Consider the following 23,490-nt stretch of genomic DNA (forward strand, 5'->3'; position numbering starts at 1 on the left):
CTGCCTTACCCTACAGGAGAGCTTCAATGAGCAACGTCATGATCGTGACCGGCGGCAGCCGTGGTATCGGTGCCGCTACTGCCCGTCTGGCCGCCGCCCGCGGCTATCAGGTGGCCGTCAACTACGTCAGCAACCGTGACGCCGCCGACCAGGTCGTCAACGACATTACCGCAGCCGGTGGCCGGGCCGTGGCGGTACAGGCCGACATGGCCGTGGAAGCCGATATCGTGGCGCTTTTCGAGACGGTTGATCGCGAGCTGGGCCCGGTGAACGTGCTGGTCAACAATGCCGGCATCGTCGATCAGATCTCGCGTGTAGAGGAGATGAGCTTTGAGCGTGTGGACCGCATGATGCGTATCAACGTGACCGGTCCGTTCATCTGCGCGCGCGAGGCGATCAAGCGCATGTCGACCCGTCATGGCGGCAAGGGCGGCGCCATCATCAATATCTCCTCGGCGGCAGCCCATCGCGGCGGCTCGGGAGAATACGTGGACTATGCCGCCTCCAAGGGCGCGATCGACACCTTTACCGAAGGCCTTGCCAAGGAGCTGGCGGGTGAAGGTATTCGTGTCAACGGCGTGCGGCCGGGCGTGGTCAACACAGAGATTCATGCCAGCGGCGGCAACCCGGACAAGCCGGAAAAATCGAGCAAGAGCATTCCCATGGGGCGTGCCGGCAATGCCGACGAGATCGCCAACGGCATCCTGTGGCTGGCCAGCGATGAGGCCTCCTTTACGACCGGGGCGCGTCTGGACATCGACGGCGGCGTCTGAGCATGACCCGCATCGATTTCTATGTGCTCTCGGCCACGACCCTTGAGGCCCGATTCGACTTTGCCTGTCGGCTGGCCGAGACCATCTACCGCAAGGGCTATCGGCTGCACGTGCATCTCGAAGATGAAGCCATGGCCCGCGAGTTTGATGATCGGCTGTGGATCTTTCGCCGGGACGCCTTCGTGCCGCACGTGCTCATCGATGATCAGAGCTTGCCGCCGGCGCCGGTCACGCTGGGATGGGAGACTCCGCCCGACCCGGGTATCGAGGCACTTTTGAATCTCAATGCGGCCATCCCGGCCTGGTTTTCGCGTTTCGAGCGTGTCGCCGAAATCATCAATCAGCATCAGGAAGTGCTCAGCGCCAAGCGTGCGTGCTGGCAGACCTACAAAAGTCGTGGCTATGAGGTGAAGGCGCACCACATCAACAGTTGATGACGACAGGTGCCGTCTCATTACAAGGGGCCGGCGATTGCCGGCCCCTCTTTATTGTGCCTGTTCCAGACGGTCTGAACTGGCAGCGTCTCAGTGCTGATGCTCTACCCTGAAACGGCGCGTGAATTCACGAAGCTCCTGCGCGCGCCCTTCAAGCTCTCCGGCTGCAGCAGCGGTCTGCTCCACCAGCGCGGCGTTGTGCTGGGTAGACTGATCCATCTGACTGACGGCCTGATTGATCTGTTCAATGCCACTGCTCTGCTCGCGGGCACCGGCGGCAATGTCACTGAGCAGGTCGTTCATGCGCTGAATGCGCGTATCGACATCGCTCATGCGCTCACTGGCCGACTGCACCCTTAGGGCGCCCTCTTCCACCTGCTGTCCCGAGGTGTTGATCAGCGTCTTGATATCCTGCGCCGCCGAGGCCGAGCGGTTGGCCAGCTGGCGTACTTCACCGGCGACCACGGCAAATCCGCGCCCTTCCTCCCCGGCGCGGGCAGCCTCAACCGAGGCGTTGAGCGCCAGCAGGTTGGTCTGGAACGCGATACTGTCGATCAGCGAAACAATATCGCCAATTTTCGTTGAGCCTTCGGTAATCGCGGCCATCGACTGGACGGCCTCGTCGATGGCCTGCTGGCCTTCTCGCGAGGTATCACGCGCCTGCTGGGCCAGTTGCCGTGCCTGATCGGCACTTTCGGCACTCTGGCGTACGCTGGCGGTCATCTGCTCCATGCTCGATGAGGTCTCTTCAAGCGCGGCAGCCTGCTGCTCGGTGCGCGAGGAGAGCTCCTGATTGCCCGAGGCGATTTCACCGGCGCCCTGATCGACCGACAGGGTGGTGGTCTGAATGGCCCGTACTGAATCCGCCAGCGTATCGCGCATGCTGCCAATATTGGCCAGCAGACTGGTGCGGTCTCCGTCACGCAGCGTCACGGGGGCGGTCAGATCACCATCAGCAATCTGTCGGACCACGCCTGCGGCATACGCCGGCTCGCCACCCAGACGACGCAGCACGCGCTGCATGCCCCACCAGAACATGGCCGTGAGTAGCGCACCCGCGATCAGTACCACCAGTGCCGATTCCATCAGGTTTTCCAGCACGGTGGCGTTGACATCCCCCATGAACACGCCGCTGGCCAGATAAATATCCCAGGGCTGATATTGGGAGACAAAGGCCCTGACGCGCGGCTGCGCCTCGGCGCCGCGCGCAAAGTTGGAGCGGTATTCGGTAAAGCCCTGTCCGTTGGCGCGGCCTTCAGTGACCAGATCCTGAAACAGCGCCCGCCCGGCAGGGTCGGTCACGCTGGAGACATCCTGGCCGTAGGGACGTTTGGGGTGGGCCATGATCTGCAGATTGCCGTTGACGACGTAGACATAGTTGTCGCCCCCATCAAAGCGAAGATCACGCAGTTCATCAAAAGCCTGCTGCCGGGCGGCGCTTTCTGTCAGCTCGCCGCGTTCGACCCGTGCCTGATAGTGCTGCACCAGACTTTCTGCCATGTCCACGGCACTGGTGAGGCGCGCCTCACGCTCGGCGTACATGACGCCGCGGCTTTGCCAGGCATTGACCATGAGCATGCCCACCAGAATCAGCCACATGATGGCCATGCCAACCATCATCTGACGACGCAGGGTCATGCCCTGCGGCTGGCCCGGTACTCCCGTCAGCGCCTGATTTCCGGCAGGGTCTGTCTGCTTTCGAAGCCCCGAAAGAAGGTTTGAGCGTGATGTCCCTGTTACCTGCATATCTGCATACTCACTTGAATACCTGCCAAAGAAAGGAGCGATCTCACCGGGTACCGCCACCTCATCATGTTTTTAGACTTTAGTATTATCCGGTGGCGCATTATCGGCATTGTTCAACAATTCTTTAACCGCACCATGCCATGACGGCAGCCCCCCGGCGGCGCTATAATTGGCGCCATTTTTCGCAGACTCGCGCGGGCACTGAATCTTCGCGAGCACTTCACAGTTTCAAACCGAGCCGGTCCATGGAAAAAACCTATCAGCCTGAATCGATCGAACGCGCCTGGTATCAGCACTGGGAATCCAGAGGCTATTTCGCGCCCTCCGGTCAGGGCTCGCCCTACACCATCATGATCCCGCCGCCCAATGTGACCGGCAGTCTTCACATGGGCCATGCCTTTCAGGACACGCTGATGGATACCCTGATCCGCTATCAGCGCATGAAGGGGCACAACACGCTGTGGCAGATCGGCACCGACCACGCCGGTATCGCCACGCAGATGCTGGTCGAGCGCAAGCTGCAGCACGAAACCGGTCAGTCGCGTCACGACCTGGGCCGCGAGGCATTCATCGACAAGGTGTGGGAGTGGAAAAACGAGTCCGGCGGCCACATCACCCGCCAGCTGCGGCGCATGGGCACCAGCGTTGACTGGAGCCGCGAGCGTTTCACCATGGACGACGGGTTTTCCAACGCCGTGCGCGAAGCCTTTGTGCGACTGCATGACGAAGGGCTGATCTATCGCGGCAAGCGGCTGGTCAACTGGGATCCGACGCTGGGCACGGCGATCTCGGATCTGGAAGTGGAAAACCGCGACCAGCAGGGCCAGTTCTGGCACTTTCGCTACCCGCTGGCCGAGGGCGTGACCACAAGCGAAGGGCTGGACCATCTGGTGGTCGCCACCACGCGTCCGGAGACGCTTTTGGGCGACACCTGCGTGGCGGTCAACCCGAATGATGCGCGCTACGCCTCGCTGGTCGGCAAATACGTCACCCTGCCGCTGGTGGGCCGGCGCATTCCGGTGATTGCCGACGAACACGCCGACATGGACAAGGGCTCGGGCTGTGTGAAGATCACCCCGGCGCACGACTTCAACGACTATGGCGTGGGCCGACGCCACGACAGTGCCCTGATCAACGTTTTCACCCAAAGCGCCTGCATCCGGGACGCCGCCGAAGTCTTCAACATGGACGGCACCCCGCGTGATGACATCGACACCGCCCTGCCCACGGCGTATCAGGGCCTGAACCGCTTTGAGGCGCGCGAGAAGATCGTGGCCGACATGGACGCGCAGGGTCTGCTGGCAAAGGTCGAAACCGTGACCAACACCCTGCCCCATGGCGACCGCTCCGGTGATGTGATCGAGCCGCTTCTGACCGATCAGTGGTTCGTGGCCGTGGAGACGCTGGCCAAACCTGCCATCAACGCAGTGGAAAACGGCGATATTCGTTTCGTGCCCAAAAGCTACGAGAACATGTACTTCTCTTGGATGCGCGATTTGCAGGACTGGTGTATTTCCCGCCAGCTCTGGTGGGGCCATCGCATTCCGGCCTGGTATGACGAGACGGGCAGGTTTTATGTGGCGCGCAGTGAAGAAGAGGTGCGTGAAAAATACGCGCTTTCCCCGGACACGATCCTGATTCAGGACGACGACGTGCTCGACACCTGGTTCAGCTCGGGGCTTTGGACCTTTGGCACGCTGGGCTGGCCTGAAAAGACGCCGGAACTGGAAACCTTCCATCCGACCAGCACGCTGGTCACCGGCTTTGACATCATTTTCTTCTGGGTTGCCCGGATGATCATGATGACGCTCAAGTTCACCGGCCAGGTCCCGTTCAAAACGGTTTATGTTCACGGGCTGGTGCGCGACGGCCAGGGCCAGAAGATGTCCAAGTCCAAGGGCAATGTGCTCGACCCGATCGACCTGATCGACGGCATTGATCTGGACACGCTGCTGGAAAAGCGCACCGGCGCCATGATGCAGCCGCAGAAGGCAAAAGCGATTGCCAAGGCCACGCGGGCGGAATTCCCCGAGGGGATCGAGTCCAACGGTACCGATGCGCTGCGCTACACCTTCCTGTCGCTGGCCAGCACCGGACGGGACGTCAAATTCGACTCGGGTCGTCTGGAAGGCTATCGCAACTTCTGCAACAAGCTCTGGAACGCGGCGCGCTACGTGCTGATGAATACCGAGGGCGAGGACTGCGGCCCGGACGGCGAAGTCGCGCTGTCGCTGGCGGACCGCTGGATCGTCTCGCGCCTTCAGCAGGTCGAGACTCAGGTCACCAAAGCGCTGGAGGAGTTCCGCTTCGACCACGCCTCACAGGCGCTGTATGACTTTGTCTGGAACGAGTACTGCGATTGGTATCTGGAGCTTTCCAAGCCGGTACTGTGGGACAGCGAGGCCACGCTTGAAGCGCGCCGTGGTACGCGTCGAACGCTGGTACGCGTGCTTGAGGCCATTTTGCGTCTCGCCCATCCGATGATGCCGTTTATCACCGAAGAGATCTGGCAGAAGGTGTCGCTGCTGGCCGGTGTGGATATCGAGCAACAGGGCAGTTCCATCATGGTTCAACCCTGGCCGCAGGCGGATGAATCGCTTGTCGATAACGCCGCCATCGCCGATATCGAATGGGTCAAATCGGTGATCGTTGCCATTCGCAACATTCGCGCCGAGCTCAATATCGCCCCCGGCAAGCCGCTGGACGTTTTGCTGACGCACGGCGAAGAGACCGACCGCCAGCGCCTTGAAGACAATGCGCTGTTTCTGAGCAAGCTGGCACGTCTGGAGAGCATGCACTTTGTGGCGCCAGAAGAGGTGCCGGCCGCCAGCGTTCAGCGTGTCGGCGCGATGGAAGTCCATGTGCCCATGGCCGGCCATATCGACCGCGACGCCGAGCTTGCCCGCATCGACCGCGATATCGACAAGCAGGACAAGCTCATCGATGGTGTCGAGAAAAAGCTCGCCAATGACAGCTTCATGAGCAAGGCACCCGCCGCCGTGGTCGACAAGGAGCGTGGCAAGCTCGAACAGGCCCGCGCCACCCGCGACACGCTGATGACGCAGCGACGAACCATCGAAACCCTGTAATCCTTCCCTCCCGTCAGGGTTGTCTACAGCAGGCCTTCGGGCCTGCTGTTTTTGTATCTGTCCTCGGCATGTCCCGGGCAATAGTCTCTGTTTTATGGGTCGATTAAGGCGCGCGGCTTTTTATTAACACAACATTAAATTACAATGAACACTGTTTTATAACCGATCCGTGCCTGTCATGAACTTCCGCCGAATTCTTCTCTACAATCTGCTGGGCGTGGCCCTGGTCACAACCTGGTGGCTGCCTCAGTTTCTGGTCTGGTCGTCTGTCGATGACGCCATCTTCTGGTTTTTCAATCAGTTCATTACGGCTGACTATCCGACCTGGACCAGCCTTCTTGCGGCACTGAACACGCGCGCCTTTGACAAGGCGATGTTCGTGCTGCTGGTAGTGATGCTCTATATCGCCATGAAGCGCGACCCTCGGGGCAGCTGGCTCAAGTGGGGGGCGATCGGGTTCGTGATGACGGTCACGGCCCTGATCTTTCAGGACATCGTCCACAACGTCATGACCTACAAGCACGCCAGCCCGACGGCGATGCTGGATGACGTCAATCTGTTGTCCGATCTGACCACGCTGCCGGCCAAGGACAGCGCCTCCAGCAGTTTCCCCAGCGACCATGGGCTGATGGCCATGATCTTTGCCGCCTTCATGTGGCGCTTTGCCGATCGCCTGATCGCATGGACCGCCACGGCACTGGTCGTACTGGTCTGCGCACCTCGCATCATGGTAGGTGCACACTGGGTCAGCGATGTGTCTGTCGGGGCGCTGTCGATTGCCCTGATCGCCCTGCCCTGGCTGCTGTGTACCCCGGTGGTATCCAGCGCCGTTCACGGCCTGATGCAACTTTCAAAACGGCTTACAACACGCCCGGGGCGTCAGCACCGGGGCATTCATCACGATTGACCGGGGTTTCGGGCCATCTCAGGAAAGGGCATCATGAATTTGAATCTCAAACGTATCATCTACTGCAATCTGGCCGGGCTTGCCCTGTTTGCAAGCTGGCTGTGGCTGTCGGTCTGGTCGCTGATCGACGACCGGATCTTCTGGTTTTTCAACCAGTTCATTACCAGCGACCATCCGGTCTGGGTCAACTTTCTGGCCGTGGTCAATACCCGCTATTTCGATGTGGCGTCCTTTTTTGTCTTGCTGGCCATCTTTGCCTGGGCCATCTCGCTTGACCCGCGCACCGGGCGTTTCTGGCGCTGGCTGGGGGTGGGTCTGACCATGCTGGTCGTGGCCGGGCTGCTGGCGCTGGCGACCAACAAGATGACCTATGGCCATCCAAGCCCGACGCTGAGCTTTGACAACGTCAATTTCCTGACCGATGTGGTCTCGTTTGATACCAAGGATTCCGATAGAAACAGCTTCCCGGGCGATCACGGCCTGATGCTGATGGTCTTTACCGCCTTCATTCTGCGCTTTGGCGATCATCGCCCCGCCATCGTGAGCGCCATCATGATTGCGGTACTCAGCGCACCACGCGTCATGGCGGGGGCTCACTGGCTGCAGGATGTCTACATGGGGTCACTGGCCATTGCGCTGGTCGTGTTGCCGTGGGTGCTGTGCACGCCCATCGCGCCGAGCTGTGTCGAGGCCATGGAGCGCATGGCACAGCGCTTTAATCTGCCCGGCGCTCGCAGTACGCGCTAGGCACCCAACACAGCGTTCCAACGCAACAGGGGGCACCCGATCGGGTGCCCCCTGCTGTCTCCGGATGCCGGTACCTTTTACCAGCTGCCGGTATTTTCCATTGATGCCCAGGGCTCCTGCGAAGGCTTTGCATCACCCTTTTGCAGCAGCTCAATCGAGATGCCATCGGGCGATTTAACAAATGCCATGTGACCGTCGCGCGGCGGACGGTTGATGGTCACGCCATTGTCCATCAGGTGCTGGCAGGTGGCATAAATGTCATCAACGCGATAGGCCAGATGGCCGAAATTGCGTGCCCCGGTGGTCAGCTCTTCCGGGTCCCAGTTCCAGGTCAGCTCCAGCTCCGGCGCCTGCTGCTCGCTGGAGGAGGCTTCATCGTCGTTGGCGGCCAGAAAGATCAGCGTAAAACGCCCCTTCTCGCTCTCCTTGCGACGCACTTCCTTCATGCCCAGCAGATCGCAGTAAAACTTCAGGGACTGATCGATATCGGTGATACGGACCATGGTATGTAGATATTGCACGATAGACTCCTCGAGGTCGTATGACGCGCGCGTTGAGCACGCATGACACATTGGCTGCCACGTTCGGCCAACGTGTGCAATCTGGTGAATGCCTTGAAACGATGTCACTGTAATGCCGGCTAACAGGTCGTTTTTCAAGTCAGCTCTGGCACATGGGGAACATCATGTCGTTTTTTAACAATGAACATCTGGGCAAGCTGATCCTTCGACTCGCCCTTGGCATCACCCTGCTGCTGCACGGCATCGCCAAGATTGGCGCACCGGACGTGCTCGAAAGCATCGGTGAACACCTTGAACACCTGAGCCTGCCCGCACCGCTGGCCTTTGGCGTGTTTGCCGGCGAGCTGATGGCACCGCTGATGATCCTTGCCGGCTGGCGCTGCCGGGTAGGTGGCGCACTGGCCGCCGTCAACATGCTGTTTGCCATCGCCTTGATGCGCATGAGTGCGATCTGGTCGCTGGGTGACACCGGGGGCTGGCACCTTGAGACCGAAGTGCTGATGCTGGGTGCGTCGCTGGCACTGATGTTTTGCGGCAGCGGTCGCATGGCCATTCGCCCCGATTAGCCGGGGCGAAGGCCCCGATCAAAGCGTTAGATTGTCGGGACTGACGTCCAGCTGCTCCAGGCGCTGCGCCAGCAGCCCCGGAAACCGGCTGTACCAGGTCTGATTCAGCGGTGACGGGTGAGGCAGCGGATAAAGCGTAAAGGTCTGCGACTGCCCCTGGTCGTCTTCCAGCGTGACGTCAATACTGCTTTCAAAGCGATCCTCGCGCTTCCAGAACGCTTCCAGCCGGTCGCGCTCGGGCTTTGGCCGGTCGATGCCGAACCATAAAAAGGCTTCGCGCCCCAGCGTGATCAGCGAGCGGCCTTCCCAGCGCGAGATCAAAAGCTCGTTCATCAGGCCATGAAAGTGGCGCTTGACCTTCATCGACCACGCCTTGTTGCCCACCGGCTTGTAAGGCACGGTATTGATCCAGAAAAAATGTTCTCCTACGGCGCGGGAGGCTTCGAAATCCGGCATTTTTTCGCCGTAAAGCTGCTCATGCAGCGCCTTTCTCACCAGCTGGCCGCCGGCGCCAATGAAGGGCTCGCCATGACGGACTTCATCACGGCCGGGGTCGCGACCGAAAAAACCGACGCGTAGATTACGCTGGCCCAGTCCGATGATGGGGTCCATCGGGTCGCGCTCGAAGCGCTTGTAGACCTCGACATCGATACCGTCGGTCTCGGCCGCCAGCGTTCTGAACGCCTGCTGCTGACGCTCGTTCAGGGACATGTGTGCCACTCCTTGTTACTCTTTGATCACCCGGCCCCTTTCTGGCCGTACTGGTATCAGTTGTGATGGTACAAGCATAGCTGCCATGGCCTGATGCGATATCCACCCGGGAGCGGGAGTGACACAAAAACAATGGATTCCTTGACACAGGCCTGCCTTGGCGGCGCGCTGGGCGGTGCCGTACTGGGACGGCGGCTGGGCCGCAAGTCGATTGTGCTGGGTGCCGTGGCCGCTACCCTGCCGGATCTGGACAGCTTCATCGATTTCGGCAGCGCCGTGGCCGACTACACCTATCACCGCAGCGTGTCGCACTCGGTGTTTGTCCTGTCAGCACTGGCCGGGCTTTTAACCCTTGTTTGTGCGCGCCTGCCGGCGACAAGAACCATCCCCACCGTGTCATGGTTCTGGTTCTGGTGGCTTTGTCTGGTGACACACCCGACTCTGGACGCCTTCACGACCTACGGCACCCAGCTGCTGTGGCCCATCGCCTCACCGCCGGTGGCCTGGAAGACCATTTTCATCATCGACCCGCTCTACACCCTGCCCATGCTGATCGCCATTATCGTGGCACTGATCAGAGGCGCCAGGGGGCGGGCCGTCGTTATCGGGCTGGCCATCTCAACGATGTATCTGGGCTTTAGTGTGGCCGCCAAAGCCATGGTCATGGCGCAGGTTCAACCGGAACTGGTGCAGCGCGGGCTGGATGATCGCCCGGTCATGGTACAGCCCATGCCGCTGACCACCCTGGTCTGGCGCGTAACGGTGATCGACGATGATCGCCAGCTGGAGGGCCTGGTCAGCGTGTTTGACAAGCGAGGCACGCTGGCCCTGGATAGCTTCAGCCGCCCCATGACGGCCCACGACACGCTTGTCGACAGCTGGGCGGGCCAGCGTCTGGGCTGGTTTTCAGCGCCGTACTGGCGCAGCGAAGAGCGTGACGACACTCTGGTCGTGACCGATCTGCGCATGGGCCAGCCCGGTGCCTACTCCTTTGCCTTTGTCATCGCCGAGCGCGATGATAACGGCCAATGGCAGCCGGTCACATCGCGCTCGGCACAGACGGCCCGCCCTGATACCAGCCTGCTGCCGGCGCTTTTCAGTCGGATTACGAACCCCGATGCGCTGTGTCCGTCGGATTTTGGCGGCCGCGACCGGCTGCTGCCGGACGCTCAGTGCCGCCCCGTTGAGCAGAGCGGCCCGTAGGGTATGCCCATTTCAATGATTCATTTTTCAGACCTGTCATGAGAGAGAAGTCTTAATGATCGAGTTCCGGCACCTGCGCACCCTGCTGGCGCTGCGCGATACCGGGTCGCTGGTCGAAGCCGCCGAGCGCGTGCATTTGACCCAGTCGGCGCTGTCTCATCAGCTCAAGGATCTGGAGGATCGACTGGGCTGTCCGCTTTTTCTGCGCAAGACACGCCCGGTGCAGTTCACGCGTGCCGGCCAGCGACTTCTGGGGCTGGCCGAGCAGGTTCTGCCCCAGATTCGCAACGCCGAACGTGATATTGCCCGCATGGCCGGCGGTGAACAGGGTCGTCTGCACATGGCCATCGAATGCCACAGCTGTTTTCAATGGCTCATGCCGACCATCGATCACTTTCGTGATCACTGGCCCGAGGTAGAGGTGGACATTCCGGCCGGCCAGCACTTCGATCCCCTGCCGGCGCTGGCACGTGAACAGCTCGACCTGGTCATCACGGCTGATCCGCAGCCCCTGCCACGCATTCACTATGAACCGCTTTTTCGCTACGAAAGCCTGCTGGCCGTGGCCCGCCAGCATGCGCTGGCCGACAAGCGCTACGTGGTGCCGGAGGATCTGGTGGACCAGATTCTGATCACCTATCCGGTAGAGCATTCCAAGCTGGATGTCTTTAGCCGGTTTCTGGAACCTGCCGGCATCCACCCGCGCGAAACACGCACGGCCGAGTTGACCATGATGATGATGCAGCTGGTAGCCAGCGAGCGCGGGGTTTGCGCCCTGCCCAACTGGGCGCTGACCGAATATCTGGAAAGGGATTACGTGAGAGCCTGCTCGCTGGGCAAGGAAGGCGTCTGGGGGACGCTCTATGCCGCCGTTCGGCTCGATCAGATGAGTCAGGTGTGGATGAGCGATTTCCTGCGCACGGCGCGCGAGACCTCTTTTTCCGTGCTCAACGGCATTCGCCCGGCCGGCTGACCGGGCTCAGGCGTACTCTTCTGTTGTCTCGTAATGGCGTGGCAGGGAGAGGATAAACTGCGCGCCACCCAGCTCGGGGGCGGTATCAACGCTGATACGCCCGTGGTGCCACTGCACGATACGGGCAACAATGGCCAGCCCCAGGCCGTAGCCCCCGACGCCGGGCTGCTGCCGGGTACGGCTATCATCGATACGCGCGAAGGGCTTGAAGATTCGCTCGCGCTCCTCGGCAGCAACACCTGCGCCGTCGTCCTCGACGCTGAGATAGACCATGCGCTCATCGCCCAGCAGGCGCACATGGACCCGGCTTCCGGCATGCGCACAGGCGTTGGAAACCAGATTCTGCAGTGCACGCTGGAGATAGCGTGCATCGGCATGTACATGGAGGTCCTGACCGCCGGTGACCTCAAGCGTTAGCTGCGGATGCAGCGGCGTCAGCGTCTCGATGACGCGGTCGGCAATATCGCGCACCTCAAGGCTGACCGGCTCCAGCGGCAAAAGCCCATCGGTGGCGCCATCCAGACGGGCATAGGTCAGGATTTCATCGATGAGCCGGTCGATGGATTCAATATCGTCATCCACCCCTTTCAGCAATCGCCTGATGCCGGGCGATTCACTCATGTCATCGACCATCTGCAGCGCAAAGCGCACCCGCGCCACAGGCGTTCGAAACTCGTGCGATACCGCGCGCATCAGATCCTGCTGGGATGAGAGAACCGCCTGCACCTGATCGGCCATGGTGTTGAAGGCCAGTCCCAGCTGAGTCAGGTACTCCCCTTCCTGGATGGTGACGCGGGCGTTGTAGTCTCCGGCCGTAAAGTTTGCCGTGGTCTGCTCAAGCTTGGTCAGGCGCTTTTCCACGCTGCGCATGATGAGATAGATGGCCGTGCCCAGCATGGTCAGCATCAGGGCCATGACCATGGCGATGGTCAGGATCGGCAGCGACTCGAAAGGCGACAGTGGCCCGACCATGATCCAGCGACCGCCCGAAAACTGAGCGTAGAAGCCAAGGCTTGAGCGCTCGGCCACCACGTTGATCACCACATGGCCGGCATTAAGCTGCGTCAGCTGACTGTTGGAAAGCCCCGGCGGCGTGCCGCTACCCATGCCCATCGGCAGCGAGATGCGACTGCGCAGTTCCTGAAAGCGGGCTTCGCGCTCGTCATCCGGCGAAAGCTCCAGCCACTGGCGCAGCAGAGACACCAGCTGCAGGGGCTGCTGTTCGGAAAGACCGGTAAAGTGGGCCACCAGAATGGAGTCATCTTCGCCGGGCAGACGCTGATACAGCTGCCATCCGATCTCGCCCTGCGCCTGACGGGCAAGCACATCACCGCGCGTCAGGCGACGGCGGTCCATAAAGCCCAGCATCAGCGTTTCGGAATCCGACAGTGCCAGACGAATGCCCAGCTCATCTTCGTAGGCGCTCAGCCAGGCATCGCGCGAGCTTTCCGGCTGGCTGGCCACCAGAGACGTCAAAAGCGCCATCGGCCCGCTGGCCAAGCGCTGGCGATAGTGGTCCTCGCGCCAGTCGTCGATCAGCCATGACGCCACCACGCCCAGCCAGAAAATGGCCATGAGCGACAAAAACAGCGTCAGATAAAGGCGACGAAAACCGCCATGGGCAGACAGCGGCCGGTGAGGAGGTGGTGTCAGGCCATCCGGCCCGCCGGAGCGGGCGTGCCATGAGGCCAGAGAGGGAAAACGTGACGGCATCGTCTATCCTTTGCACGCGGTTCTTGACAGTAGACGAAGCCGCCCTTCATGAAACGGAGTCAGTCGATAACCGACTCAGATCTCTCGAACGAACAGATAGCCCTTGCTGCGTACGGTCTTGATACGCTGAGGCTGATGCGGGTCATCACCGATCTTGGGTCGAATACGTGACACTCGCACGTCAATCGAACGATCCTGACCATCATAGCGAATGCCTCGCAGCGCCGAGAATATCTCTTCGCGAGTCAGCACCCGACCGGCATGCGAGGCCAAAAGCCAAAGCAGGTCGAATTCGGCACTGGTCAGATCGATGCGCTCGCCGTTGAGCCACGCCTCTCGGGTCGATGAGTCTACCACCAGGTCACGAAACTCGAGACGAGTCTCTTCCTGCTCGGCAGTTTCGGTACCGTCGGCTCGACGCAGCAGCGCCCTCATACGGGCCAGCAGTACCCGCGGCGGCACCGGTTTGGGGACGTAATCATCGGCGCCCATTTCAAGCCCCAGCACCTGATCCATGTCATCGGTACGGGCTGTCAGCATCAAAATGGGGCCGGGGTACTGGTGACGGACCCGGCGACAGATGGACAGGCCATCCTCTCCCGGCAGCATCAGGTCAAGAATGACCAGGTCCGGTCGCAGGGAAAGAATGCGCTCCACGCCGTTGGTGCCGTCGTGTTCAACGCTGACCCTGAAACCGTTGCCTTCAAGATACTCACGCGTCAACGCGGCCAGTCGTTCATCATCTTCGATGATAAGAATGTGTTCGTTGGCGGTTGTAATGTTATCCAAGGCTCGTCCGTCCGATCATTGATAAAGAAGCTTCCGTGCCGTCACCGGTCTACTGCACAGGCAGTGCCCGAGCATGCGGCAGGCAGACAGCGATAAATGTGACCTTCAAATCCAACGGTCGTTCAACTTTGGCAACATTGTGCCACTGTTACACGAACGTGCCCATACAGAACGACCGTATTTGCACACGATTCTCATCATCAGGCTCTGATCGGCATGAATTTCATTTCTCCCTTTTCCGTTTGAGCTGAAATATTCGCGACAAAAAATCGCAGGCCTCCAGAAATTTTCATATACCTCTCGCCACCTCAGTGATCACAAGGCCTGTGGCGAGGTAAGCACACTTTATCCACAGTTTGTACGCTCAATTTGAGTTGTTTTTTACTATTGAGGCTATCCACCAGACACACTATATTGTGTCCACTCGAACGACAGACACACCATGTAGTGTTTTGCAGCAAAAACACCCATCGCGTGTCAATACCCCGCACGATCCAATTTTTGATCCCGTTATTGCCCGTTTTTCCTTGTGCGAATGGCGGGATAGAACGCTTTTGACCTTACGGCAGGAAGGTAACGTTATGGAAACCTCGCATACAGAGCGTGATACCTCATCAACCCTTGATGATGTTCACACGCGCAAGACCGATCAGCAGCTGCGCGTTATCAAGCGTACCGGTGATACCGCCACCTTTGATGCGAGCAAGGTCTCCGTGGCCATGAGCAAGGCCTTTCTCGCCGTGGAAGGTGACAACGCAGCCGGCTCCTCGCGCATTCGTGAGCAGGTCGAGCAGCTGACCGAGTCCATCATGGACACCTTTGCGCGTCGCATGCCGGAAGGCGGCACTCTTCATATCGAGGACATCCAGGACCAGGTCGAGCTTGCCCTGATGCGCTCGGGCGAACACAAGGTGGCTCGTGCCTATGTGCTGTATCGCGAAGAGCACGCTCGTGCTCGCGCCGCACAGCACCAGGGCATCGAGAAGCCTCACCCCACCATCAATGTGACCCAGCCCGACGGCAGCCGCCGGCCGCTGGACCTGGCACGCATCGAGACGCTGATCACCGAGGCCTGTGCCGGTCTCGACAACGTCGAAGTACGTCGCATCATGGATGAGTCGCTGCGCAACCTTTACGACGGCGTCACCCCCGAGGGTGTGGCCACGGCGCTGATGATGACCGCGCGCATGCTGGTCGAGAAGGAACCCAACTACACCTTCGTTACCGCGCGTCTTTTGCAGGACAATCTGCGTCGCGAAGCCCTCTCCTTTCTCGAAGTTGCCGAAGAAGCCACCTTTGGTGACATGGCCACGCTCTACAAGCCGGCCTTCCAGAGCTACATCAAGCGCGGTATCGAATTCGAACAGCTCGATCCGGTACTGGCCGAGTTCGATCTCGACCGCCTGGGCGACGCCCTGAGCCATGAGCGTGACAATCAGTTCACCTATCTGGGTCTGCAGACGCTTTACGATCGTTACTTCCTGCACCGTGACGGCGTTCGCTACGAACTGCCGCAGGTCATGTTCATGCGTGTGGCCATGGGCCTGTCGCTGAACGAGCAGGATCGTGAAGCGCGCGCCATCGAGTTCTACGAGCTGCTGTCGAGCTTCGACTACATGACCTCGACACCCACGCTGTTCAATGCCGGTACCGTGCGCAGCCAGCTGTCTTCGTGCTACCTGACGACCGTGCCGGATAACCTTGAAGGCATCTACGGCGCCATCCGCGACAACGCCATGCTCTCCAAGTGGGCCGGCGGTCTGGGCAACGACTGGACGCCGGTGCGCGCGCTGGGCTCCTATATCAAGGGCACCAACGGCAAGTCGCAGGGCGTTGTGCCCTTCCTCAAGGTCGTCAATGACACGGCCGTGGCAGTTAACCAGGGCGGCAAGCGCAAGGGCGCGGTCTGCTCGTACCTGGAAACCTGGCATATGGACGTCGAGGAGTTCCTCGAACTTCGCAAGAACACTGGTGATGATCGCCGCCGGACGCATGACATGAACACGGCCAACTGGGTGCCGGATCTGTTCATGAAGCGCGTCAGCGAAGAGAAGGAGTGGACGCTGTTCTCACCGGCGACCTGCCCTGACCTGCACGACCTTTATGGCGCGGCCTTTGAAAAGCGCTATGAAGAGTACGAGGCCATGACGCATACCGGCGAGATCACGCTGTTCAAGCGTGTACAGGCCAAGGATCTGTGGCGCAAGATGCTGTCGATGCTGTTTGAAACAGGCCACCCCTGGATCACCTTCAAGGATCCCTGCAACCTGCGCAGCCCGCAGCGTCATGCCGGTGTCGTGCACTCCTCCAACCTGTGCACCGAGATCACGCTCAACACCAGCGCCGACGAGATCGCCGTGTGCAACCTGGGCTCGATCAATCTGGCCGCGCACGTGGTCAACGGCCAGCTGGACAGTGAAAAGCTCAAGCGCTCGGTCAAGACCGCCGTACGCATGCTCGATAATGTCATCGACATCAACTATTACGCCGTGCCGCAGGCCAAGCGCTCCAACTTCCGTCATCGCCCGGTCGGGCTGGGCCTGATGGGCTTTCAGGACGCGCTATACAAGCATGGCATCGCCTACGCCTCCGATGACGCGGTGACCTTTGCCGATCACTCCATGGAGCTGATCAGCTATCACGCCATCGAAGCGTCCAGCGATCTGGCCGCCGAACGCGGTCGCTACGAGTCCTATGAAGGCTCCCTCTGGAGCCAGGGCGTTCTGCCCATCGACTCGATTCGCGATTTGCAGCGTGAACGTGGCGAACAGTATGTGCAGATGGATACGTCCACCACTCAGGACTGGGATCGCGTTCGTGACAAGGTCCGTCGTCAGGGCATGCGTAACTCCAACGTCATGGCGATCGCACCTACTGCGACCATCTCCAATATCTGTGGCGTGACGCAGTCGATCGAGCCGACGTATCAGAACCTGTATGTGAAGTCGAACCTGTCGGGCGAGTTCACCGTGGTCAACTCGCACATGGTGCATGCACTCAAGGAGCGCGGGCTGTGGGATGAGGTGATGATCAATGACCTCAAATACTACGATGGCTCGCTCCAGCCGATCGACCGCATTCCGGACGATCTCAAGCAGCGCTATGCCACGGCGTTCGAGATCGAGCCGCGCTGGATTGTCGAGGCCGCCTCGCGTCGTCAGAAGTGGATCGATCAGGCGCAGTCACTAAACCTCTATATCAGCGGTGTCTCCGGTCGCAAGCTGGACACGACCTATCGCATGGCGTGGCAGCTGGGTCTGAAAACAACCTACTACCTCCGTGCGCAGGCCTCCACACGCCTTGAGAAATCCACGCTCAAGGGCACCGATGGCAAGCTCAACGGCGTCAAGCCCAATGCGCCGGCGCCGCAGCCGACGCCTTCTGCGGCACCGGAAGCCTCGCAGGCAACCCAGCAGCCGCTGGGCTCGGCACCGCCGCTGGCCTGCTCGCTCGATGATCCGGACTGCGAAGCCTGCCAGTAATTTGATAGTCACGACGGTGGTCTCACGAGACCGCCGTCTACCGTATTCAAGACCATCTTCAATCGTTGAAAACGCTGGATGATGGCAAGGGAGACAACGATGCAAGAGACAAACCTGTTTGCCGACGATAACGATCAGGTCGATACCAGCGGTCTGGGTGAAATTCAGGTCGGCGCATCACGCATTGATGCCAGCGAAAAGGCGATGATCAATGCCCAGAGCGACGTCAACCAGCTGCTGCCGTTGAAGTACAACTGGGCATGGGAAAAGTATCTTTCCGGCTGCAACAATCACTGGATGCCGACCGAAGTCTCCATGCAGGGCGATATCGCCACATGGCGAGCGCCGGTCAACAGCTCGCAAGGGCTGACCGAAGACGAAGTGTTGATGCTCAAGCGCAATCTGGGCTTTTTTGCCACCGCCGAGTCGCTGGTCGCCAACAACATCGTGCTGGCCGTCTATCGCAACATTACCAACCCGGAATGCCGCCAGTACCTGCTGCGCCAAGCCTTTGAAGAAGCCATCCATACTCATACCTTCCAGTACATTTGCACGTCGCTGGGGCTGGATGAGGGTGAGCTCTTCAACATGTATCGGGAAATTCCCTCGATCACCGACAAGGACACCTGGGCGCTCAAGTACACCCAGGCGCTGGAAGACCCGAGCTTCACGACCGGCACCGTCGAGCGCGACAAGGCCTTTTTGCGCGCGCTGGTGGCCTTCTATGTCGTATTTGAAGGCATGTGGTTCTACACCGGTTTCGCTCAGATTCTGGCACTGGGTCGTCGCAACAAGATGGTGGGGATCGCCGAGCAGTATCAGTACATTCTGCGCGATGAATCCATCCACCTGAACTTCGGCATCGACTGCATCAACCAGATCAAGATCGAAAACCCGCATCTGTGGGACGAGGCCTTTCAGCAGGAAGTGCGCGGCATGCTGATGGAAGCCTACCAGCTGGAAGTGGCCTACGGTCGTGAAACCATGCCGCGCGGTATTCTCGGCCTGAACGCCGAGCTTACCGAGCAGTACATGCAGTTCATCACCAATCGCCGCAGCGAACAGATTGGTCTGGGGCTGCTCTTTGACGACGTGGAAAACCCCTTCCCCTGGATGTCGGAGCTGATCGACCTGCCCAAGGAGAAAAACTTCTTCGAAACGCGGGTCACCGAGTATCAGACAGGCGGCGCTCTGTCCTGGGACTAAGCAGCAAAATTCGGGTCTGTAATCCATACAGGCCTGCCAGAAAAGCCCTGCATTCTGCAGGGCTTTTTTGTACTCGCCCTTAATACGTCAAGCGTTTCAGTACAGTCTTTACAGGATTGGCCGATAATGACTTGATTCAGCTATCTTCCATCAAACGTCTGCAAGGAGAGAGATATGCACAAGGGTATTCTGGCAATGACCGCCGTTGTAGCACTGGCGTTTCTGACCGCCTGCAGCAGCCCTACAGGGCGCAGCGCGGCTCAGGGGGCCGGCATTGGCGGTGCCACAGGCGCCGCAGCGGGCGCTGTAACGGGCGGAAGTGCCGGTACGGGGGCAATCATCGGTGGTGCAGCAGGGGCTGCAGCAGGCGCAGCCAGCGAACAGTAACGCCACCATAATTCAGCAGCATCATAAAAAAGCCTCCTGACATTCGTCAGGAGGCTTTTTCACTTCTCTACCCTGGCAAGAAGGGATAGATCAGTTGCTGTGCTCTTCAGCGCTATCGCTGATGGAGTCACCGGCATCTTCCATGGCTTCGCCAGTGGAGTCAGCAGCGTCGCTGGTAGCATCACCGATGGAGTCAGCCGCATCGTTTGCGGAATCGCCAGCATCATCGGCCGCGTTGTCCATCTGTGCGCCGGTTTCTTCAGCAGGACCGTCATCATTGTCACAACCGGCTACTGCAAATGTCATCATGGCAGCCAGTAAAATACCCAGTGTCTTTTTCATCGTCAGCTCTCCCTTGCCTACTGTCTGTGTTCGTTGATTCAACAATATGCCCATTACCCTGGGCACTGCCTATCCATTGTGGTGCAAAAGACGCTGTAACACCAAGCCTCTTTGTTCAGGAAGGGATTGATTTTCCCAAACAATATTCGATATTGGCCATTAATCGGCACCGAGGCGGAGATGGCGGCGCTGGCGACCGCGCCCTGAGGGGCCCTGCCCGGCGGTCACGCCAGTGACCGCCGGCAGGCGCCACGCCGGCGTCGGCGAGCGCCCATAAAAGAACCCCGGTCCTGTTAAGGACCGGGGTTCGGAAGGGGTGCCTGACGATGACCTACTCTCACATGGGGAGACCCCACACTACCATCGGCGCGGAGCCGTTTCACTACCGAGTTCGGGAAGGGATCGGGTGGTGCCGGCACGCTATGGTCGTCAGGCAATTCTGCAGACCGGCTGCCCTTGGGCAGCGGGTCAAAATCGGGATCATGCTGATCGATACATCAACGTATTCGTGTGATGCGAACCACTTGGGTGTTATATGGTCAAGCCTCACGGGCAATTAGTACGCGTCAGCTCAATGCATTGCTGCACTTACACACCGCGCCTATCGACCTCGTCGTCTTCGAGGGCCCTTCAGGGAGCTCGAGGCTCCAGGGAAGTTTCATCTTGAAGGGGGCTTCCCGCTTAGATGCCTTCAGCGGTTATCCCGTCCGCACATAGCTACCCGGCGGTGCCATTGGCATGACAACCGGTACACCAGCGGTGCGTCCACTCCGGTCCTCTCGTACTAGGAGCAGCACTTCTCAAACTTCCGACGCCCACGGCAGATAGGGACCGAACTGTCTCACGACGTTCTAAACCCAGCTCGCGTACCACTTTAAATGGCGAACAGCCATACCCTTGGGACCGACTTCAGCCCCAGGATGTGATGAGCCGACATCGAGGTGCCAAACACCGCCGTCGATATGAACTCTTGGGCGGTATCAGCCTGTTATCCCCGGAGTACCTTTTATCCGTTGAGCGATGGCCCTTCCATACAGAACCACCGGATCACTAGAACCTGCTTTCGCACCTGCTCGACATGTCCGTCTCGCAGTCAAGCACCCTTATGCTCTTGCACTCATTGCACGATTTCCAACCGTGCTGAGGGTACCTTAGTGCTCCTCCGTTACTCTTTGGGAGGAGACCGCCCCAGTCAAACTACCCACCACACACTGTCCTCACACCGGATCACGGTGCGGAGTTAGAACGCCGATGATACCAGGCTGGTATTTCAAGGTTGGCTCCACCCCGACTGGCGTCGGGGTTTCAAAGCCTCCCAGCTATCCTACACAAGTAACATCAGCGTCCAGTGTGAAGCTATAGTAAAGGTTCACGGGGTCTTTCCGTCTAGCCGCGGGTACACTGCATCTTCACAGCGATTTCAATTTCACTGAGTCTCGGGTGGAGACAGCGTGGCCATCATTACGCCATTCGTGCAGGTCGGAACTTACCCGACAAGGAATTTCGCTACCTTAGGACCGTTATAGTTACGGCCGCCGTTTACCGGGGCTTCGATCAAGAGCTTCGCCTTGCGGCTAACACCATCAATTAACCTTCCGGCACCGGGCAGGCGTCACACCCTATACGTCCGCTTACGCGTTGGCAGAGTGCTGTGTTTTTAATAAACAGTTGCAGCCACCTGGTCTCTTCGGCCGGTCAGAGCTCAAGGAGCAAGTCCCGTCACCCTGGCCGGCGCACCTTCTCCCGAAGTTACGGTGCCATTTTGCCTAGTTCCTTCACCCGAGTTCTCTCATACGCCTTGGTATTCTCTACCTGACCACCTGTGTCGGTTTGGGGTACGATCGCATGTTATCTGAAGCTTAGAGGCTTTTCCCGGAAGCGTGGCATCAGTGACTTCCAGACCGTAGTCTGTTCGTCTCGCGTCTCGGCTTGTAGAGGACCGGATTTGCCTGATCCTCAGGCCTACTCGCTTTCACCGGGGCAACCAGCGCCCGGCTCACCTAGCCTTCTTCGTCCCCCCATCGCAATAACATCCGGTACGGGAATATTGACCCGTTTCCCATCGACTACGCCTTTCGGCCTCGCCTTAGGGGTCGACTCACCCTGCTCCGATTGTCGTCGAACAGGAACCCTTGGTCTTCCGGCGGGGCGGGTTTTCACCGCCCTTGTCGTTACTCATGTCAGCATTCGCACTTGTGATACCTCCAGCAGACCTCACGATCCACCTTCGCAGGCTTACACAACGCTCCTCTACCGCGCATCCATAAGGATGCACCCGCAGCTTCGGTACCCGGTTTGAGCCCCGTTACATCTTCCGCGCAGGCCGACTCGACCAGTGAGCTATTACGCTTTCTTTAAAGGGTGGCTGCTTCTAAGCCAACCTCCTGGCTGTCTGTGCCTTCCCACATCGTTTCCCACTTAACCGGGATTTTGGGACCTTGGCTGGCGGTCTGGGTTGTTTCCCTTTTCACAACGGACGTTAGCACCCGCTGTGTGTCTCCCACGCTGTACTCACCGGTATTCGGAGTTTGCCTCGGGTTGGTAAGCCGGGATGGCCCCCTAGCCGAAACAGTGCTCTACCCCCGGTGGTAATACGTGAGGCGCTACCTAAATAGCTTTCGAGGAGAACCAGCTATCTCCGAGCTTGATTAGCCTTTCACTCCGATCCACAGCTCATCTCAGCATTTTTCAACATACTTGAGTTCGGACCTCCAGTCAGTGTTACCTGACCTTCATCCTGGCCATGGATAGATCGCCCGGTTTCGGGTCTATTCCCAGCAACTAATTCGCCCATTTAAGACTCGGTTTCCCTGCGCCTCCCCTATTCGGTTAAGCTCGCTACTGAAAATAAGTCGCTGACCCATTATACAAAAGGTACGCAGTCACAGAACAAGTCTGCTCCCACTGCTTGTACGCACACGGTTTCAGGATCTATTTCACTCCCCTCGCCGGGGTTCTTTTCGCCTTTCCCTCACGGTACTGGTTCACTATCGGTCAGTCAGGAGTATTTAGCCTTGGAGGATGGTCCCCCCATGTTCAGTCAGGGTTTCACGTGCCCCGACCTACTCGATTTCACAATGCTCGGATTTCGGCTACGGGACTATCACCCGCTATGGTCAGACTTCCCAGACTGTTTGCCTATCGGTTGCACTGCTTAAGGGCTGGTCCCCGTTCGCTCGCCGCTACTGGGGGAATCTCAATTGATGTCTTTTCCTCGGGGTACTTAGATGTTTCAGTTCTCCCGGTTCGCCTTCATGAGTTATGTATTGGCTCATGAATACTTACCTGATGGTAAGTGGGTTTCCCCATTCGGAAATCGCCGGGTCGCAGGTCATTTGCCACCTCACCGACGCTTATCGCAGGCTGTCACGTCCTTCATCGCCTCTGACTGCCTAGGCATCCACCGTGTGCGCTTAATCGCTTGACCATATAACCCCAAGGGGTCCGGTTTCACGATCACACGACATTTGCTGGAATACGTACGACATTACGTATCACAGCAAACTTATACGTTGTCTGCCGGTCGGGTCACGACACCCTTCCGAAGAAGGGGTGTTCACCGACCGACAGGTCAGCATGATCCACATTGTTAAAGAGCGTACTGTCAAAAAGACAGTCAGAAATCATGTCGATGATCTGTCATCATCATGACTTTTGACTGTGGTTTCATCAGTATCAGCGAGACTGTTTGTATGCACCGAGCCGGTATGGTGGAGCCTAGCGGGATCGAACCGCTGACCTCCTGCGTGCAAGGCAGGCGCTCTCCCAGCTGAGCTAAGGCCCCGACAGGTTGGTGGGTCTGGGCAGACTTGAACTGCCGACCTCACCCTTATCAGGGGTGCGCTCTAACCAACTGAGCTACAGACCCAAGCAGTCTTCGCTCTATCCGATCAGGCAATTT

General features: G+C 59.1%; 17 protein-coding genes, 2 tRNA genes and 2 rRNA genes. 11 read left to right on the forward strand and 10 right to left on the reverse strand.

Annotation, left to right across the window (positions count from 1 at the left end):
* Positions 1-26 precede the first annotated feature (26 nt).
* Positions 27-773, forward strand: a complete 747-nt coding sequence (locus ACXMYO_RS10220; RefSeq protein ID WP_457808630.1) for a glucose 1-dehydrogenase — start codon at positions 27-29, stop codon at positions 771-773.
* A gap of 2 nt (positions 774-775) precedes the next feature.
* A complete protein-coding gene (locus ACXMYO_RS10225; protein ID WP_457808631.1) occupies positions 776-1,207 on the forward strand; it encodes a DNA polymerase III subunit chi in 432 nt (143 codons plus the stop codon).
* A 90-nt stretch (positions 1,208-1,297) separates the two neighbouring features.
* On the opposite strand, the gene ACXMYO_RS10230 is transcribed toward ACXMYO_RS10225, so the two are convergent.
* A complete protein-coding gene (locus tag ACXMYO_RS10230) occupies positions 1,298-2,845 on the reverse strand; it encodes a methyl-accepting chemotaxis protein (protein WP_457808632.1) in 1,548 nt (515 codons plus the stop codon).
* 353 nt (positions 2,846-3,198) lie between these two features.
* On the opposite strand from ACXMYO_RS10230, the gene ACXMYO_RS10235 reads away from it, so the two are divergent.
* The 3 genes from ACXMYO_RS10235 to ACXMYO_RS10245 all read left to right on the forward strand — a co-directional run bounded on the left by ACXMYO_RS10235 (position 3,199) and on the right by ACXMYO_RS10245 (position 7,696).
* On the forward strand, positions 3,199-6,042 hold the full coding sequence (locus ACXMYO_RS10235; RefSeq protein WP_457808633.1) for a valine--tRNA ligase: 2,844 nt from the start codon (positions 3,199-3,201) through the stop codon (positions 6,040-6,042).
* 178 nt (positions 6,043-6,220) lie between these two features.
* Positions 6,221-6,949 (forward strand): phosphatase PAP2 family protein, encoded by a 729-nt coding sequence (locus ACXMYO_RS10240; protein ID WP_457808634.1) that lies wholly within the window; start codon positions 6,221-6,223, stop codon positions 6,947-6,949.
* 33 nt (positions 6,950-6,982) lie between these two features.
* Positions 6,983-7,696: a phosphatase PAP2 family protein gene (locus ACXMYO_RS10245; RefSeq protein WP_457808635.1), complete on the forward strand. Its 714-nt coding sequence runs from the start codon at positions 6,983-6,985 to the stop codon at positions 7,694-7,696.
* A gap of 77 nt (positions 7,697-7,773) precedes the next feature.
* On the opposite strand, the gene gloA is transcribed toward ACXMYO_RS10245, so the two are convergent.
* Entirely contained in the window at positions 7,774-8,217 is a 444-nt protein-coding gene (gloA, locus tag ACXMYO_RS10250) for a lactoylglutathione lyase (protein WP_457808636.1), read from the reverse strand.
* 164 nt (positions 8,218-8,381) lie between these two features.
* Here gloA and ACXMYO_RS10255 point away from each other — a divergent pair, with 164 nt between their 5' ends.
* The gene (locus tag ACXMYO_RS10255; RefSeq protein ID WP_457808637.1) at positions 8,382-8,783 is read left to right on the forward strand and encodes a DoxX family protein; all 402 of its coding nucleotides are present in this window, start codon (positions 8,382-8,384) and stop codon (positions 8,781-8,783) included.
* An 18-nt stretch (positions 8,784-8,801) separates the two neighbouring features.
* Here the strand turns inward: ACXMYO_RS10255 and ACXMYO_RS10260 are convergent, their stop codons facing one another.
* Positions 8,802-9,494: a uracil-DNA glycosylase family protein gene (locus tag ACXMYO_RS10260; protein WP_457808638.1), complete on the reverse strand. Its 693-nt coding sequence runs from the start codon at positions 9,492-9,494 to the stop codon at positions 8,802-8,804.
* Positions 9,495-9,626: 132 nt separating this feature from the next.
* Here ACXMYO_RS10260 and ACXMYO_RS10265 point away from each other — a divergent pair, with 132 nt between their 5' ends.
* Together ACXMYO_RS10265 and ACXMYO_RS10270 are read left to right on the forward strand one after the other, a co-directional pair.
* Complete coding sequence (locus ACXMYO_RS10265) at positions 9,627-10,697, forward strand: metal-dependent hydrolase (protein ID WP_457808639.1); 1,071 nt, start codon at positions 9,627-9,629, stop codon at positions 10,695-10,697.
* A 55-nt stretch (positions 10,698-10,752) separates the two neighbouring features.
* A complete protein-coding gene (locus ACXMYO_RS10270; RefSeq protein WP_438764443.1) occupies positions 10,753-11,670 on the forward strand; it encodes a LysR substrate-binding domain-containing protein in 918 nt (305 codons plus the stop codon).
* A 6-nt stretch (positions 11,671-11,676) separates the two neighbouring features.
* Here the strand turns inward: ACXMYO_RS10270 and ACXMYO_RS10275 are convergent, their stop codons facing one another.
* Both ACXMYO_RS10275 and ACXMYO_RS10280 read right to left on the reverse strand, forming a co-directional pair.
* The gene (locus tag ACXMYO_RS10275; protein WP_438764445.1) at positions 11,677-13,383 is read right to left on the reverse strand and encodes an ATP-binding protein; all 1,707 of its coding nucleotides are present in this window, start codon (positions 13,381-13,383) and stop codon (positions 11,677-11,679) included.
* Between the two features lie 75 nt (positions 13,384-13,458).
* Positions 13,459-14,172, reverse strand: coding sequence for a winged helix-turn-helix domain-containing protein (locus ACXMYO_RS10280; protein WP_438764446.1), 714 nt, complete (start codon positions 14,170-14,172; stop codon positions 13,459-13,461).
* A 581-nt stretch (positions 14,173-14,753) separates the two neighbouring features.
* Here ACXMYO_RS10280 and ACXMYO_RS10285 point away from each other — a divergent pair.
* The 3 genes from ACXMYO_RS10285 to ACXMYO_RS10295 all read left to right on the forward strand — a co-directional run bounded on the left by ACXMYO_RS10285 (position 14,754) and on the right by ACXMYO_RS10295 (position 19,247).
* The gene (locus tag ACXMYO_RS10285) at positions 14,754-17,654 is read left to right on the forward strand and encodes a ribonucleoside-diphosphate reductase subunit alpha (protein WP_457808640.1); all 2,901 of its coding nucleotides are present in this window, start codon (positions 14,754-14,756) and stop codon (positions 17,652-17,654) included.
* Between the two features lie 99 nt (positions 17,655-17,753).
* Entirely contained in the window at positions 17,754-18,860 is a 1,107-nt protein-coding gene (locus ACXMYO_RS10290; protein WP_438764449.1) for a ribonucleotide-diphosphate reductase subunit beta, read from the forward strand.
* Between the two features lie 174 nt (positions 18,861-19,034).
* Complete coding sequence (locus ACXMYO_RS10295; protein WP_457808641.1) at positions 19,035-19,247, forward strand: YMGG-like glycine zipper-containing protein; 213 nt, start codon at positions 19,035-19,037, stop codon at positions 19,245-19,247.
* A 90-nt stretch (positions 19,248-19,337) separates the two neighbouring features.
* Here the strand turns inward: ACXMYO_RS10295 and ACXMYO_RS10300 are convergent, their stop codons facing one another.
* The 5 genes from ACXMYO_RS10300 to ACXMYO_RS10320 all read right to left on the reverse strand — a co-directional run bounded on the left by ACXMYO_RS10300 (position 19,338) and on the right by ACXMYO_RS10320 (position 23,457).
* Positions 19,338-19,589: a hypothetical protein gene (locus tag ACXMYO_RS10300; RefSeq protein WP_438764450.1), complete on the reverse strand. Its 252-nt coding sequence runs from the start codon at positions 19,587-19,589 to the stop codon at positions 19,338-19,340.
* Between the two features lie 318 nt (positions 19,590-19,907).
* Positions 19,908-20,023 (reverse strand): 5S ribosomal RNA (gene rrf / locus ACXMYO_RS10305).
* 101 nt (positions 20,024-20,124) lie between these two features.
* Positions 20,125-23,016 (reverse strand): 23S ribosomal RNA (locus ACXMYO_RS10310).
* Positions 23,017-23,297: 281 nt separating this feature from the next.
* Positions 23,298-23,373: transfer RNA gene (locus tag ACXMYO_RS10315), tRNA-Ala, on the reverse strand.
* A 7-nt stretch (positions 23,374-23,380) separates the two neighbouring features.
* Positions 23,381-23,457: transfer RNA gene (locus tag ACXMYO_RS10320), tRNA-Ile, on the reverse strand.
* Between the last annotated feature and the right edge of the window lie 33 nt (positions 23,458-23,490).

The organism is Kushneria sp. EE4, assembly GCF_977968315.1.